This is a genomic window from Luteibacter yeojuensis, from assembly GCF_000964085.1.
GTDB classification, from domain to species: domain Bacteria; phylum Pseudomonadota; class Gammaproteobacteria; order Xanthomonadales; family Rhodanobacteraceae; genus Luteibacter; species Luteibacter yeojuensis_A.
In genome coordinates this window covers 31,053-45,430 of sequence record NZ_JZRB01000034.1, presented here as the reverse complement: position 1 = coordinate 45,430, position 14,378 = coordinate 31,053, and the positions used below count along the sequence as shown (strand labels likewise).

Sequence of the window (14,378 nt, the reverse complement as noted above, 5' to 3'; positions counted from 1 at the left end):
GAGGGCGAATGAAATTTTCTAAGTACTCGCACTGCGAGGGCCTCGAGCGTCTCCAAGAGGATCGCAAGGCTGAGATAGAGCTCTCAATTCATAAGGTCGCCGTGCCCGTGGAGGCAAAGGCGGCTACACGAATTCGAAACGCGGTAATGTCGTCGTTACATGGATTGGGCTGGTCGAAAGCCGTCCCTGTTTCGCCAAATTCCGACATGACCATCGTTTCGTCAAAGTCTAAGGTTGGCCTCTGCCTTCAGACTGGCAACATGAGTCGCATGTACGCCGACCTTATTAAGCTGCAGACGCTCTACCTAAATGGCGCCATCGAGAGCGGCGTGATCATTTTGGCTGGGTCCGCCGTAGCCGCACAGCTAGGGAGCAATATCGCCTCATCGGAGCGCCTGCGGCGTGAGCTTCTGATCTTTCGAAAAAGCTTGCACGTACCTTTAGCAATCTACTCCTTGGAGACTGAAGCATGACGAGCCACGACCACGGCGGAGCGGGGAGGACACGCTTCGGCTGGCCGCGTCCTGCGAGGATTGCAGAGTTCGAGGCTCTCGCGAAACAGCCGACCGGCAAGTCTTTTCCCGTGATGTTTCAGGGGCAGAATGTTTACGTCCCGGTGATTCGAGTACCTATCGACCTGCCGAAATATCGCATGGAAAATGGCCGAACTGTATCCCTGCAGGAAGAGTACCTTGCGAAGGAGCCCCAGGTTCGTCGAGATCTGTTTTCGGGCGATGCTGAGCTCTGGGATGCTCAAGAGGCGCAGCATAACTTACTGATTTCTCTTGCCAGTGAATCGAACTTAAAAGGAACTTTCGAAGATCCCTCCGTTAAGCAGGATCAGCCTATTCTTCTAGATGAGCTTGGTTTTGTGGTCAATGGCAATCGTAGATTGTCGACATGGCGAGACCTTCTCGCCAAGGATGCTTCCGTCTATTCTCATTTCCGCGCGATTGATGTGGCCATCCTTCCTCATGGCGACGAACGGGAGATCGATCGCTTAGAGGCCCGGCTGCAGATCGCAAAAGATATTCGGGCCAGCTACAGCTGGGATTCGTTCGCTAACATGATGCATCTTAAGCAGCAGCGCGACGGATTCTCGGTTGCGGAGCTTGCCGAGCTATATGAGATGAAAGCGTCGGAAGTCTCCGCCATCCTGGAGATGCGTGCGTACGCAGTCGAATACTTGCGATCGCGCGGGAAGGAACATTTTTGGTCGCTAGTCTCGGACAAGGATTTTGCTTTCCGACGTCTCCTTTCATCTCGGGCTAAAATCAATGATGCAGGTGCAAAAGAGCTTTTTAAAGAAGCTGCCTTTGTATTGATGGATCGACCAGAAGAGGCGGGCGGTCGACTCTACGACGCTATCCCCGCTATTGCAGAATACCTTGATTCCGTACGCGAGAAGCTCTCCTCGGAATTTGGACGTGGTGAGGGCGCGGTTGATGAGTCGATCGACGCATTGTTTGGCGGAATTTCAGAGGACGCGGCTACCGACGTGACACTCGCCGCCACCCTGCAGAAGCCTGAGAACGCCATTCGAGCCCGAGAATTGATCGTTGACGTGATCGAAAGTCAGCGGCAGCTTAAGAAGAATGAGAAGAGTGCAAACTTTCTCCTCGACTGTTGTGCACGGGCTTCGTCACAGCTAAGCGCTGCGATTATGCACGGACTACGCCCGGAGGCGCGACTCGACGGTGTGGATGCTCAGTTGGCGGAGCTTGAGAACTACATCAGTGAGATCAAGGGTTACCTGAAAGACCATGCTCAACATTGACTACGGGTCAGGTACGCGAGAGGCAGTCATTACCTGGGGTGAGTCGGATGACGATGCTCCATGGCGTCTCGCACTCTTACGAGCGCTTGCTGATGAGGCGGAGCCTCCGACCTTCGAAGGTCTTCGCGAAGTGCGGTTGCCATGGTGGTCTTTTTCCGCGGCACGAGGGGCCTTCCTAGCCGTTGCGAAAGGCTATCAGCTCCGGATCGGTGAACATTTTCAGGTTTCACCGAACGCAGCTAATCTGCTTAAGCGAAGCACGGGCGCGGCTTCATCTTTTGCAGCGAGCTCAGTGGAGTGTCGAGTAAGCGATGCTGAGGTTGCGGACAAGCTGAGGGCGGCCGGCTTCAAGCGCATTTTGTCAGCCCATCAGCGTCGAAATGTTGGGCGAATGGCGTTCATGCCTGCAGCAGCCACCTTTTCGGTTCCGGGGGCAGGGAAGACTACGGAGGCACTTGCATACTATCTGGTGCGGCGCTCTGAAAAGAGCCGCCTACTAGTAATTGCACCGAAGAACGCATTCGCGGCGTGGGATGAGCAGCTCGCGGAGTGTTTTAACGATGGGGGTCTCGGGTTCGTGCGTCTCGAGGGTGGGCGCGACCGGATTGCTGAGCTGCTCGACGCTTCCCCCAAATTTATGCTTGTCAGCTACCAACAGTTGATGCGCGTTCCTGATCTAATTGCCAATGCCGCTGTCGACGAGCGTAGTTTCGTGTTTCTGGACGAAAGTCACAGAATCAAGAGTGGTGCAGCGAAGCAAACCGCTCGCTCCGTCCTTGGGCTAGCTCATATTCCCGAAGGGAAGCTGATTCTCTCGGGTACGCCGATGCCTCAATCGGTTGAAGACTTAGTGCCACAGTTTCAGTTCTTGTATCCAGAAGTAAAAGTCAATTCGGATTCGGTCGTAGATTTTATTCGTAGGGTGTACGTTCGAACCACAAAAGCGGAGCTCGACCTTCCGGAGCTACGGCATGTCCGCATTCGACTAATGATGCCGAGCGCCCAGAAGCGGCTGTATGAACTAATGCGGTCCGAGGTGGCGCGGGATGCGTATCAAGCACTGAGCATCGGTGGGAAGCAGACGCTTCGTGCAATTGGTAGGTCAGTCGCGAAGCTTCTCCAGTTCGTCTCCAATCCCGCGCTTCTTTCGAGCGATCTAAGCTTCTCTCACGGCGATTTACTTGCTGACACTCTGCACAGCGGTGATGGGCCGAAAGTTGAGTACGTGCTACGGCGGGCTCGAGAGCTTGTGCACTCGGGAAGCAAGGTTCTTATTTGGTCGTCGTTTGTGCGAAATGTGGAATATCTGGCCGCACGTCTCGACGATCTAGGTGCGGTCTACATTCACGGCGGCGTCGGGACAGGCGATGACGAGGATGATGATACGCGAGAGGGGAAGATTCGACGCTTTAAAGAAGACGGCAATACCATGGTTCTCGTTGCCAATCCAGCGGCTGCAAGCGAAGGAATCAGCCTTCACTCAGTTTGCCACCATGCAATCTATCTAGATCGATCGTTTAACGCCGCGCACTATCTTCAGTCTGAAGACCGAATCCACCGATTTGGTCTTCCAAAAGATCAGCTGACGACGGTGGAGATTGTGGAGTGCGAAAGCTCAATTGATGAGACAGTCGATATACGGCTTCGCGCGAAGATTGGAAGGATGGCAGAGGTGCTTAATGATCCTGGCCTTCGAATCGAGTGGCAATCGGCCGACGCTAGCGACGACGAGGGGTATGAGGCATCTGTGATGTCGGAAGAGGACATCCGTGCGTTTCTCTCTGCCGCAACTAATGGGGGCGAGCCGTGATCTTGTCTCCGGGACTGGCGCACGGTTGCTTCGAACTTTTAGATCGAATTTCGAAGCACCCTCAAACTACAACGGATATTCATAGGGCGTTTTCTAGAATCGGTCGAGTTCCGGTGATGGATGTCACGTTCGCCATTACGTCGCTTGATTGGACGCGGGCAAGTAATGATGGAACGCTGGTGCTGACGGCGTCCGGTCGCAGTATCTTGTCGTTAGCGGATCCGGTCGCGCGGATGCGGCGTACCATATTCGATTACATCGAGCTAGTTAAGCCGCCTTGGTTAAGCAGTGCACATCGAGGCAGGTTGAATATCACTATGTATGTGGAGCCTGCGCTTAGGCAGACGTTGCATGAGGCCGGATTGATAGATGGCGAGGATGCTGAGGCTGTAGCGTTCTGGGATGCGCTTAGCGCCAAAGCGCGTGGCTTGCGTGATGATCTCAAGCTCCGTACGGGCCGAGTTGGCGAGCGACTTACAATCGAGCGCGAGCGTGAGCGCACGGGGCAGGCGCCGGAATGGAAATCGATCTACAGTGATGCAGACGGTTTCGACGTTTTGTCAGTCGTAGATGCGACCGATCTATCGCGGCTTAGAATAGAAGTGAAGGCAACGACCGATCGCGAGCGCGGTAGTTTCCATGTTACCGCGAACGAATGGGCGCAGGCAGTATCCGGTCAACCGTACATTTTTCATCTTTGGGTGTTGTCGGGAGAGAATCCCATTCTGAGGGTCGTCAATGTAGATGACATTAAGCCACACGTACCGAAAAATTTCGGTGCTGGTCTGTGGGAGTCCGTGTGCATCCCGTTTGATAGGTTCCCTTAAGATGGAGAAGCACGTGCCTGTGTGGGCTCTCCCATTATTCGTCTGGATACTGGCAACTTATCTGTTCACGGGAATGGCTAGCGAAGCTGGCTTTCCGCCGAATGTCGATTTTTTAGAGAAGCATTCGCTACTACTGGGGCTTCTCGTGCTGTTATACACAGTACCGTTTCTTTCGAAGATTAAAGTTGGCGCTCTTCTCGAGTTGGAGCGATCGGTTGAGCGTGCTGAGAAGGACCTTTCCGAGTTCAAGAGCCAAGTGGCTTCGCAGTTGTCCGTCCTTTCGACTAGCGTCAACACGATCAGTACGGTCAGCAATAGCCTGACGGTCAACATTCCTGGTGTGCAAACGCTTCGTGAAGCGCAGGATATGATCGCAGAAGAGTCGCGCGTTGAAGCAAAGGAGCCCTCTCCCGGAGATCGCGACCTTGCGGGCAGTGATGAGCGCGTCTTCGCACTGGTTAAGGCACGGATTGACGTTGAGGGAGCGTTGCGTCGGGTACTGAAGCGCCCGGCGGCTCGTGCGGATCCTAACGGGGGTACGCGTTATTCGTCAGTCACTAAGCTATTCAACGAATTTTTGAGCCTTCGTCCAGATGCGGCTTATTTGAAGCGGCCGATGGGCTACTTCATGGAGATATGTGGCGCGGTGATACATGCACAGCAAATCACCCCGGCACAGGCAGAAGAGGCGCTCGCGCTGGGCGAGCAAATCCGTGAAGTTATCGAAGCTCCTCCTCCTGACGGGAACTAGGAGTATCTGGGCAAATGTTCTAGTGATCGCTAGCTTCTTAGAAGACGATGTCGTAAGGCATTATTTTCGCTCACTTCACGTTATTTACAGTTGTCAACTACAGATTTGGAGGGGGCTGCACGAGGCGCTGCATCGAGCGGCGCGGGGTGAGCGATATCTGAGTGGTCCGAACGAGGGAAGGTCAGGATGTGCATACCCAATGTACTGAGAACGCTTCGAAAGACCGGCGGGAATGTAGTCCGCTCCAGAGGTGGCGACGTTTTCGAAGGCAGCAATTTATTGGGTGGAATTGTTGTCTAGTTCGAGAAGGCGATCACGATGCATTGCCAGATATGCGCACTGCTGACGATTGAAAGTCTTTTCGATAATGGCTCTGGAGACATGCCACTTCGATCGAACGTCCTTGTCGAGTCGCTGAGATAGAAGAAGCGATCCGTCATCCTGGAAGGAGATGAGGTGCCGATCGAAGAGGACGTCGATATGCGGAGACAGCATTAAGCCATTGGCGCCGTCTAGCCGCTCTGCATTTGTCGAGGCGCGCCAAGGCTTGATGTGGCTAGCCCGAAGGAGGGCTGGCGTTGTCGCGCCTGTGACTCGACAAATTGGTTCGAGTGCTAGAACTCGTTTCCGATAAATTCCCTGGCCGATACGAGCTTTGCTTAGCTGCAACCTATCCGTTGGTCCAAGCTTTGGATCGTTTGCAAGTCTGATGATGTCGTCCACGATGACATCATCGCATTCACCTATCTGCAGGTGGCCGTGCTCCGCGTTCCCGAGGCGCAGTAGAAGTAATCCTAAATCTTCAGAGATCGCGGAAAAGTATGTGAGGTTTCCGTCTCCGTTTTTCTGAATCGGTGAGTACTTCTCCGGAAGTAATGGCCTGATCTCTGCCAGATGGTTTTTTGGCCTAACTGGCGAGGGCAGCCTCACGAATTCCACCGAAAGCAGTACGCCTTCGTCAGACCATGGAGCATTTGATGCGTAGTCCGGCTTGAAGGATGTGACAGCTGCGGCATTGACGGTGCCAACATGCCCAAGAAGTCCGTTGGCATACGAGAACACCACGTCGCCTGGAAGCGCGAGCTTCAGATTGGAGTATGGCGGGTACTCACGATCGTTCGCTGTGCGTAGCGGAGCCCAAAGAATTCCTCTGCTGGTTTCCGGAATCCAAGACTGCTTGTGATTAACCCACCAGAAAGCCACGGTTGCCCCGGTTTAGTCAAAAGATTGGTCGTGGCCGAAGCCCCCTATGTGTTAAGAATATTCGTAGCGGCGCTTGTCGGGAAGATGGGGGGCTGCGGAGGCACACAAAGGGAGGGAACGGCGACCATCGCGCATCGCGCTCGCCCTGGCGCATCGGGCTTGCTCACTATTGAGAGACGGGAGGACTTTTGCGGTCGGCTAGGTCTTTCCTATTGGTCTGGATGCTCGCTTCTTATCGCCGGCGATGCCGCGATGTATTGGAAATCGGCAAGCGACGCTGACTTGTGGCCGAGGGTGGTTATTGGTTGATGATCTCGATACGGGCTTACGGTGAAGTGATGCGCTGTCTGTGGAGTTCCTGTAAAGGGCAATAGCGACGCTATCGTGGCGGGTTGTCCCGATGCGCATCACCCTCCCCTCTAGGACCTAATCTTTAGCAAGAACGATCAAATGTGTTGCCCCTCAATCCCCGTATGCTCCCACTTGATCAAAGGGCAACGTCACCCATGCCAGCAGTCCAACGCGCACTCTGGTACATCGAAACCCACTCAACCGAAGACCTATCGCTGGTTGACGTAGCGACGGCCGCAAGCATCTCCGCTTTTCACCTAGCCCGCCTCTTCCGCGCCGCCACCGGCTGGCCCGTAGCCCGCTACATCCGCACCCGCCGCCTGAGCCAGGCCGCGGCCGAACTCGCCGCCGGCGCCCCGGAAATCCTTCCCCTGGCGATCGCCTCAGGCTACGGCTCCCACGAAGCCTTCACCCGCGCCTTCCGCGACACCTTCGGCCTCCCGCCCGAGGACGTACGCAAACGAGGCAGCCTCGAGGGCCTGCCGATCCTCGCCCCCATACGCGTCATCGAAGAACCGGTGTGCCAGGCTCCCGAACTGCGCACCGAGCGGCTCGGCCCGCTGCTCCTGACCGGCATCGAAGCCTCCTACCTGGCCAGCGACACCGCAGGCATTCCCTCGCAGTGGCAGCGCCTTCATACGGAACAATCCCTGCCCAGGCATCGCTACAGCTATGGCGTATGCAGTGCCACGGACGGGGAAGGGCGGTTCGACTACCTCGCCGGCTATGAAGTGGACCACTTCGGCCAGGCGCCCCAGGGCTACCGGCGCCTGCGCCTGCCCCGGCAGCGCTATGTCATCGCCCGGCATGAAGGCCACATCGGCTCCATCCCGCAGACGTGGCGTGCCCTGCTTGGCGAATGGCTCCCTGCCGCGGGCTTCATCCCCGTCGATGCGCCGGACTTCGAGCGCTACGACGCCGCGTTCGATCCCGGGACCGGCTATGGCGGCGTCGATATCTGTGTCCCCGTGGAATGATGGAAACCCCCATGCTGAAGAAGCGTTTGAGCCGTAGCCTCGTCGCCCTCGTGCTCCTTGCCCTGGCAGGGCAGGCCATGGCCACCGTGGGCGAGACCCACCGCACCACGACGACGCCCACCGCCGCGTTGCGTAACGCCGATGGCTCACCCAAGGTGCCCGTCACCGTGTGGTACCCGGCCCAGGCCGGTACCAGGGAAACCCCCTTGGTGATCGGCCCCGACAACGCCCCGCTCTTCACCGCGGGCAGCGCCGCCGCCGATGCCACCCCGGCCGCTGGCCGCTATCCCGTCGTGCTGCTCTCGCACGGCTTCGGCGGCAGCGCCCGCATGATGGCGTGGTTCGGCACGGCGCTCGCCCGCGCGGGCTATGTCGTCATCGCCGTCGACCACCCGGGCAGCAACGGCCGTGGGCCCATCACCGCCAACGGCGCAGCCTGGTGGTGGGAGCGCGCCGAGGACCTCAAGGCCGCCTGGAAGACCATCCAGGCCGACCCGGCGCTCTCCCCGCACATCGACGCCACGCGCCTCGGTGTCGCCGGCTTCTCGGCCGGTGGCTTCGCGGCACTCGTCGCCGGCGGCGCACGCGTCGATGTCCAGCACTTCGCCGATTTCTGCAAGAAGCACCCGAACGACGGCGTATGCGCACCCCAGCTCGAAGCACCGGACCTCACGGCACGCGACATCGGCGCATGGCTGAGGGATCCCACCATGCAGGCACGCTTCAAGGACGCCGCAGGCGACCACGCCGTACCCGGCGTGCGGGCGGTGTTCGTCATGGCGCCTGCGATCGTGCAGGGCCTGGCACCGGATTCACTTCGGAAGATGCAGGTACCGGTATCGATCCTCGCCGGTGACGCGGACAGCGTCGCGCCACCGGCGACCAATGCGGATGTCGTGGCGAAGTTAGTACCGGGGGCGAGGGAGAAGCGACTTCCGGGGGTTACGCATTACGACTTCCTGGGTACGTGCACGGAGGCGGGGAGGAAGGTTGTGCCGCAGTGTGGGAAGGCTGGGCATCAGGGGGAGGCGCATGAGGTGGCGGTGGGGGAGGCGGTGCGGGTGTTCAAGGCGGCGTTCGGCAAGCCGTAAGCGACGACCCGGCCTGTTCAGCGCGTCGCGCATAGTGGTCGATCCAGGTCACCGTCTTCCCGACGCCGCCGAAGGGAAAGAAGTGCAAGGTCACGGCCTCGTGGGCGTCGCGGATCCCTTCACCGAGCTGGTCGACAAAATGATCGGGTCCCTTCACCCCGAGTAACTTGCCCATCGCCGTGCCGTGTTTCGCGAGCATGGACACGCTCGCCCCGACCCCGCACAAGGCGGCATAGCGGGCCAGTGTCGCGATGCCCGCCGGCCCAGGCACGCCGATGCGGACCTCGTACTGGAGTCCACGCCCGCGCAGGGCTTCCAACCACGCCACGACCGCGCTGGCGTCGAACGCAAACTGAGTGATGATCAGCGGCGTCATGCCGCGTTCTGCGATGTGCGCGCATTTGCGCTGGAGCACGTCCCACCGATCGTCCATGCTCATGATCGAATGCGTTTCCGGGTGGCCGCCGACACCGACGACCTTGGCGCCCCAACGCTCGAACAAGCCCGTGTCGATGAGCGAAAGGCTGTCGGCGAACGGGCCCTTGGGCTGCGCCACGTCACCCGCGATGACGAAGAAGCGCTCAACGCCCGCTTCGCGAGCCGCATGCTCGATGAACGCTTCAAGCTCGGCGCGCGAATGTAGATGCCGAGCCGCGATGTGCAGCATCGGCTCGAACCCCAGTCGCCGCACGTCCCGCGCAGCGCTCAACCTCGCGGTGTCGTCCTCGCCCGGCAGGTACGGAATGGCAATGACCGTCCCGCGGGGTATCCACGGCGCAGCTTCCGTGAGTGCAGCCATGCTCTTGGTGCCGACCTCGAGCGAGTAGCCGGCGGTCAGGTCGTTCGCATGAGCATTTTTCATGTACTGGTGAAATTTAACCATTTTATTTCATGGATGGCCGTCGATAGCATGCCAAGGGTAGCCGGTCCTGCCGCTCGTCCCCCTTCCATGCGGAAGCATCCATGACCCGTCCCCTTCGTGCCGTGGCCGTCTCAGGCGGTCTGCAGCGCCCCTCCCGCGCCACTGCGTTAGCCGCGCACTTGCTGGACCTCGTCGCCAGCAAGGTGGCTTGCGAGCGACACCTGGTGGAGCTGGGCCATCTCGCACCACAGCTGGGCGGCGCCATCTGGCGTTCGCAGCTTGCAGGCCCTGTCGAGCGCGAATTGCTCGCGGTCGAGCAAGCGGATGTGCTGATCGTCGCGACGCCGGTCTATCGCGGGTCCTACACGGGGTTGTTCAAACATTTCTTCGACTTCATCGGCCAGGATGCCCTGGTCGACAAGCCAGTGCTGTTGGCCGCCACAGGCGGCAGCGAGCGCCATGCGCTGATGATCGATCACCAGTTGCGGCCGCTTTTCAGCTTTTTCCAGGCGCGCACGTTGCCCTTGGGCATCTATGCCACCGACCACGACTACGTGGATTACCAACTGCACAACGAAGCCGTGATCCAGCGTGCCCGGTTGGCCGTCGAACGCGCCCTGCCGCTGGTCGCCTTGACCCACCGTTCCCTATCGCCCGTCCCAGGCGATACCGCGGCCGCCTGAAGCGCCGGGCCGTTCGTCGTTCTTAAAATTCCACAGGCAGGTCCATGTCCCGGCCACGAACCAAGGGTGTTACACAACCATGAGCAGGGAATTCACCTTCCGCATCAAAAAGACGCGATTCGACGAAGATTACCGCCCGTCGGAAAGCACGCGTATCACCACGAACTTCGCGAACCTGGCTCGTGGGGAGCGTCGCGAGGAAAACCTCCGCAATACCCTGGCGATGATCGACAACCGCTTCAATGCTCTGGCGCACTGGGATAACCCCAGGTCCGATCGTTACGCGGTGGAGCTGGACATCATCTCCGTGGAGATGGCGGTGGATCCCGCGGATATCGACCACGCCTTCCCGCTGATCGAGGTCCTGCAGACGACCATTGTCGACAAAGAAACCGGTGCACGCATCGACGGCATGGTGGGAAACAACTTCTCGTCTTACGTGCGTGACTACGACTTCAGTGTCCTGTTGCCGGCCTACAACCGGGATCGGCCGACATTTGCGGCGCCTGAGGGCTTCGGCGAGCTGCATGGCAAGCTCTTCAAGCATTTCCTCAGCTCGGACGCTTACAAGGCGAACTTCCATAAGCCCCCCGTCATCTGCATCAGCGCCTCCAGCAGCAAAACCTACCGGCGGACGGGAACGTACCACCCCATCCTTGGGCTGGAGTACCAGCAGAACGAATTCTCATCCACCGACCAGTACTTCGAAAAAATGGGAATGCAGGTCCGCTTCTTCATGCCGCCAGGCGCGGTGGCGCCCCTGGCGCTCTATTTCCGTGGCGACCTGCTCGGCGCGTATTCCAACCTCGAGCTGATCAGCCTCATCAGCACCATGGAGACGTTCCAGAAGATCTACCGCCCCGAGATTTACAACGCGAACTCCGCGGCGGGGCACACGTTCCAGCCGAGCCTGAAACACCAGGACTACTCGCTGACCCGCATCGTCTACGACCGCGAGGAGCGCAGCCAGCTGGCCATCAAGCAGGGCGAATTCACGCACCAGCATTTCATCAAGCCTTACCAGGCCATCCTCGACCAGTGGGCTGCCAGCTGCGCTGCCTGATCACACGCATAAGAAACCCATCCATCCATGAATAAGATTCTCCCGACGTCCACCGCCGGCAGCCTGCCGAAGCCCTCCTGGCTTGCACAGCCTGAACAACTCTGGTCGCCCTGGAAACTCCAGGACCAGCAGCTCATCGAGGGCAAGCAGGATGCCTTGCGCCTGTCCCTGCACGAGCAGCAGGTCGCAGGCATCGACATCGTTAGCGACGGTGAGCAAACACGCCAGCACTTCGTCACCACCTTCATCGAGCACCTCGAAGGCGTCGATTTCGAGAAGCGCGAGACGGTCCGGATCCGCGACCGCTACGACGCGAGCGTGCCGACCGTGGTGGGCGCGGTGAGCCGGCCCAGGCCGGTCTTCGTCGAGGATGCCAAGTTCCTTCGGCAACAGACCCGGCAGCCCATCAAATGGGCGCTGCCCGGCCCCATGACCATGATCGACACCCTCTACGACGCGCACTACAAAAGCCGGGAAAAGCTGGCCTGGGAATTCGCCAAACTCCTGAACCAGGAAGCCAGGGAGCTGGAAGCCGCTGGCGTTGACATCATCCAGTTCGACGAACCGGCATTCAATGTCTTCTTCGACGAGGTGAACGATTGGGGCGTCGCCGCGCTCGAGCGCGCCATCGAAGGTCTGAAGTGCGAGACGGCGGTGCACATCTGCTATGGCTACGGCATCAAGGCGAATACCGACTGGAAGAAGACGCTTGGCTCGGAATGGCGCCAGTACGAGGAGTCGTTCCCCAAACTCCAGCGCTCGAACATCGACATCATCTCGCTGGAGTGCCACAACTCGAAAGTCCCCATCGACCTCGTCGAGCTGGTGCGGGGCAAAAAGGTGATGGTGGGCGCGATCGACGTTGCCTCACAGACTGTCGAGACGCCCGAAGAGGTCGCCAGCACGCTGCGCAAGGCGCTGCAGTTCGTCGACCCCGATAAGCTCTACCCCTCGACCAACTGTGGCATGGCGCCGTTGCCGCGTGACGTGGCCCGGGACAAGCTCCATGCGCTCAGCGCAGGCGCGGCCATCGTCCGTGGCGAGCTGTCGAGCTGACGCCGCGGCTCGATATTCCGCAGTGCAGCTTGCCGAGGGGCGCCGCCCCGGCCACACTGGTGGAATCACAGGTGTCCTGCCGCTGCCTCAGTGCGCAGGGTGAAACGGGAAGCCGGTCCGGGTGCCACCACCCCAATCCGGCGCTGCCCCCGCAACGGTAGGCGAGAACACCCGGCGACACGCCACTGCGCAGATGCGCGGGAAGGCGCCGGGGTGGGGCCTTGGCCCCGCTCGCAAGCCCGGAGACCGGCCTGTGTCGGCGCGTATGCGCTGTTCCCGGGTGTTGCGGAGGGCAACCAGGCGAGCTGATCCAGGCCGCGGTTGCCCGTCGCCCTGTGTCGTCTTGTCTCCTCCGCCCGCTCATTTCGCGGGTGTGCGATTCGGAGACACGACCATGAACAAGTTCGACCAGGCAAACCCCACCGTCGCGACGGTAAAGCTCCTCATCGATGGCGCCTTCGTGGAATCCACCACGAACGACTGGCGCCCGGTGGTCAATCCGGCCACGCAGGCCGTGCTGGCCCGCGTGCCCTTCGCCACCCACGCCGAGGTGGACGCCGCCGTGGCGGCCGCCGCCGAGGCGTTCAAGACCTGGCGCAAGACGCCGATCGGCACGCGTGCCCGCATCTTCCTGAAGTACCAGCAGCTTATCCGCGAGCACATGGGCGAGCTGGCCGCGTTGCTGACGGCGGAACAGGGCAAGACGCTGCCGGATGCCGAGGGCGATGTGTTCCGTGGCCTGGAAGTGGTGGAACACGCCGCGGCCATCGGCAACCTGCAGCTCGGCGAACTGGCCAACAACGTCGCCAACGGCGTCGATACGTACACGCTGCTGCAGCCGCTCGGCGTCTGTGCCGGCATCACGCCATTCAACTTCCCGGCCATGATTCCGCTCTGGATGTTCCCGATGGCCATCGCCACGGGCAACACCTTCGTGCTGAAGCCCTCCGAGCAGGATCCCATGGTCACCATGCGGCTCGTGGAACTCGCGCTGGAGGCCGGTATCCCCAAGGGCGTTCTGAACGTGGTGCACGGTGGCGAGGACGTGGTGAACGCGTTGTGCGACCACCCCACCATCAAGGCCATCTCGTTCGTGGGTTCCACGCGCGTGGGCACGCACGTCTACCAGCGTGCCACGCTGGCGGGCAAGCGCGCCCAGTGCATGATGGGCGCGAAGAACCACGCGGTGGTGCTGCCTGATGCGAACAAGGAGCAGACGCTCAACGCGCTGGCGGGTGCGGCGTTTGGCGCGGCCGGGCAGCGTTGCATGGCTGCCTCCACTGCCGTGCTGGTGGGCGAGGCGAGCCGCTGGATTCCCGATCTCGTGGCCAAGGCGCGCACGCTCAAGGTCAACGCTGGCACGGAAGCGGGCACGGATGTGGGGCCGCTGATTTCCTGCGCCGCCCGCGATCGCGTGGAAGCGCTGATCGCCGCCGGCGTGGAACAGGGTGCGACCCTGGAACTCGATGGCCGCAAGCCGTCCGTCCCGGGCTTCGATGACGGCAACTTCGTGGGCCCCACGATCTTCTCGGGCGTGCAGCCCGGCATGCGCATCTACGACGAGGAGATCTTCGGCCCCGTGCTGGTGATCCTGGCCGCGGACTCGCTGGATGACGCCATCGCGCTGGTCAATGCGAACCCGAACGGCAACGGTACGGCCGTGTTCACCCAGAGCGGTGCCGCCGCGCGGCGCTTCCAGGAGGACATCGACGTGGGCCAGGTCGGCATCAACGTGCCTATCCCGGTGCCCGTCCCGCTGTTCTCGTTCACGGGCTCGCGTGCTTCCAAGCTGGGCGACCTGGGCCCGTACGGCAAGCAGGTCATCCAGTTCTACACGCAGACGAAGACGGTGACGCAGCGGTGGTTCGATGATGAGACGCTCAGCGCCGGCGTCAACACCACGATCCACCTGCGCTGATGGCCGCCG

At 60.2% G+C, this 14,378-nt stretch carries 13 protein-coding genes and 1 riboswitch; of the genes, 11 read left to right on the top strand and 2 right to left on the bottom strand.

What is annotated here, in order from left to right; translation table 11 throughout:
• The first annotated feature begins 8 nt into the window (after positions 1-8).
• The 5 genes from VI08_RS15445 (at position 9) to VI08_RS15425 (ending at position 5,165) form a co-directional block, all read left to right on the top strand.
• Positions 9-473 (top strand): hypothetical protein, encoded by a 465-nt coding sequence (locus VI08_RS15445; protein ID WP_045830504.1) that lies wholly within the window; start codon positions 9-11, stop codon positions 471-473.
• Positions 470-1,777 (top strand): hypothetical protein, encoded by a 1,308-nt coding sequence (locus VI08_RS15440; protein ID WP_045830503.1) that lies wholly within the window; start codon positions 470-472, stop codon positions 1,775-1,777. The genes VI08_RS15445 and VI08_RS15440 overlap by 4 nt, the downstream gene beginning before the upstream one ends.
• Positions 1,764-3,587, top strand: coding sequence for a DEAD/DEAH box helicase (locus VI08_RS15435; protein ID WP_045830502.1), 1,824 nt, complete (start codon positions 1,764-1,766; stop codon positions 3,585-3,587). Before VI08_RS15440 ends, VI08_RS15435 begins: the two co-directional genes overlap by 14 nt.
• A gap of 116 nt (positions 3,588-3,703) precedes the next feature.
• A complete protein-coding gene (locus VI08_RS15430; protein WP_084621553.1) occupies positions 3,704-4,414 on the top strand; it encodes a DUF3883 domain-containing protein in 711 nt (236 codons plus the stop codon).
• A gap of 1 nt (position 4,415) precedes the next feature.
• Positions 4,416-5,165 (top strand): hypothetical protein, encoded by a 750-nt coding sequence (locus tag VI08_RS15425; protein WP_045830500.1) that lies wholly within the window; start codon positions 4,416-4,418, stop codon positions 5,163-5,165.
• A 276-nt stretch (positions 5,166-5,441) separates the two neighbouring features.
• Here the strand turns inward: VI08_RS15425 and VI08_RS21445 are convergent, their stop codons facing one another.
• Positions 5,442-6,368, bottom strand: coding sequence for an HNH endonuclease (locus VI08_RS21445; RefSeq protein WP_045830499.1), 927 nt, complete (start codon positions 6,366-6,368; stop codon positions 5,442-5,444).
• Positions 6,369-6,874: 506 nt separating this feature from the next.
• Here VI08_RS21445 and VI08_RS15415 point away from each other — a divergent pair.
• Together VI08_RS15415 and VI08_RS15410 are read left to right on the top strand one after the other, a co-directional pair.
• Complete coding sequence (locus VI08_RS15415; protein WP_045830498.1) at positions 6,875-7,696, top strand: AraC family transcriptional regulator; 822 nt, start codon at positions 6,875-6,877, stop codon at positions 7,694-7,696.
• A gap of 11 nt (positions 7,697-7,707) precedes the next feature.
• On the top strand, positions 7,708-8,787 hold the full coding sequence (locus tag VI08_RS15410; protein WP_045830497.1) for an alpha/beta hydrolase family protein: 1,080 nt from the start codon (positions 7,708-7,710) through the stop codon (positions 8,785-8,787).
• On the opposite strand, the gene VI08_RS15405 is transcribed toward VI08_RS15410, so the two are convergent.
• Positions 8,762-9,670, bottom strand: coding sequence for a methylenetetrahydrofolate reductase (locus tag VI08_RS15405; RefSeq protein WP_232309566.1), 909 nt, complete (start codon positions 9,668-9,670; stop codon positions 8,762-8,764). The two genes, VI08_RS15410 and VI08_RS15405, sit on opposite strands and share 26 nt — an antisense overlap.
• Positions 9,671-9,750: 80 nt before the next feature.
• Between VI08_RS15405 and msuE the strand changes: the two genes are divergently transcribed.
• From msuE to VI08_RS15385, 4 genes are all read left to right on the top strand, one after another.
• The gene (msuE, locus tag VI08_RS15400) at positions 9,751-10,332 is read left to right on the top strand and encodes an FMN reductase (RefSeq protein WP_045830496.1); all 582 of its coding nucleotides are present in this window, start codon (positions 9,751-9,753) and stop codon (positions 10,330-10,332) included.
• Positions 10,333-10,411: 79 nt separating this feature from the next.
• Complete coding sequence (locus VI08_RS15395) at positions 10,412-11,395, top strand: DUF1852 domain-containing protein (RefSeq protein ID WP_045830495.1); 984 nt, start codon at positions 10,412-10,414, stop codon at positions 11,393-11,395.
• A gap of 27 nt (positions 11,396-11,422) precedes the next feature.
• A complete protein-coding gene (locus VI08_RS15390) occupies positions 11,423-12,451 on the top strand; it encodes a methionine synthase (protein WP_045830494.1) in 1,029 nt (342 codons plus the stop codon).
• A gap of 52 nt (positions 12,452-12,503) precedes the next feature.
• A riboswitch (cobalamin riboswitch) is annotated at positions 12,504-12,720 on the top strand.
• A 125-nt stretch (positions 12,721-12,845) separates the two neighbouring features.
• Entirely contained in the window at positions 12,846-14,369 is a 1,524-nt protein-coding gene (locus VI08_RS15385) for a CoA-acylating methylmalonate-semialdehyde dehydrogenase (RefSeq protein ID WP_045830493.1), read from the top strand.
• The last annotated feature ends 9 nt before the right edge of the window (positions 14,370-14,378 follow it).

What these genes read in the sequence shown, in the direction of transcription:
- VI08_RS15425 (WP_045830500.1), top strand. Translation starts at nt 4,416, where the DNA reads ATGGAGAAGCACGTGCCTGTGTGGGCTCTCCCATTATTCGTCTGGATA.
- VI08_RS15430 (WP_084621553.1), top strand. Translation starts at nt 3,704, where the DNA reads ATGGATGTCACGTTCGCCATTACGTCGCTTGATTGGACGCGGGCAAGT.
- VI08_RS15445 (WP_045830504.1), top strand. Translation starts at nt 9, where the DNA reads ATGAAATTTTCTAAGTACTCGCACTGCGAGGGCCTCGAGCGTCTCCAA.
- VI08_RS15410 (WP_045830497.1), top strand. Translation starts at nt 7,708, where the DNA reads ATGCTGAAGAAGCGTTTGAGCCGTAGCCTCGTCGCCCTCGTGCTCCTT.
- VI08_RS15435 (WP_045830502.1), top strand. Translation starts at nt 1,764, where the DNA reads ATGCTCAACATTGACTACGGGTCAGGTACGCGAGAGGCAGTCATTACC.
- VI08_RS15385 (WP_045830493.1), top strand. Translation starts at nt 12,846, where the DNA reads ATGAACAAGTTCGACCAGGCAAACCCCACCGTCGCGACGGTAAAGCTC.
- VI08_RS15395 (WP_045830495.1), top strand. Translation starts at nt 10,412, where the DNA reads ATGAGCAGGGAATTCACCTTCCGCATCAAAAAGACGCGATTCGACGAA.
- msuE (WP_045830496.1), top strand. Translation starts at nt 9,751, where the DNA reads ATGACCCGTCCCCTTCGTGCCGTGGCCGTCTCAGGCGGTCTGCAGCGC.
- VI08_RS15390 (WP_045830494.1), top strand. Translation starts at nt 11,423, where the DNA reads ATGAATAAGATTCTCCCGACGTCCACCGCCGGCAGCCTGCCGAAGCCC.
- VI08_RS15415 (WP_045830498.1), top strand. Translation starts at nt 6,875, where the DNA reads ATGCCAGCAGTCCAACGCGCACTCTGGTACATCGAAACCCACTCAACC.
- VI08_RS15405 (WP_232309566.1), bottom strand. Translation starts at nt 9,670, where the DNA reads ATGGTTAAATTTCACCAGTACATGAAAAATGCTCATGCGAACGACCTG.
- VI08_RS15440 (WP_045830503.1), top strand. Translation starts at nt 470, where the DNA reads ATGACGAGCCACGACCACGGCGGAGCGGGGAGGACACGCTTCGGCTGG.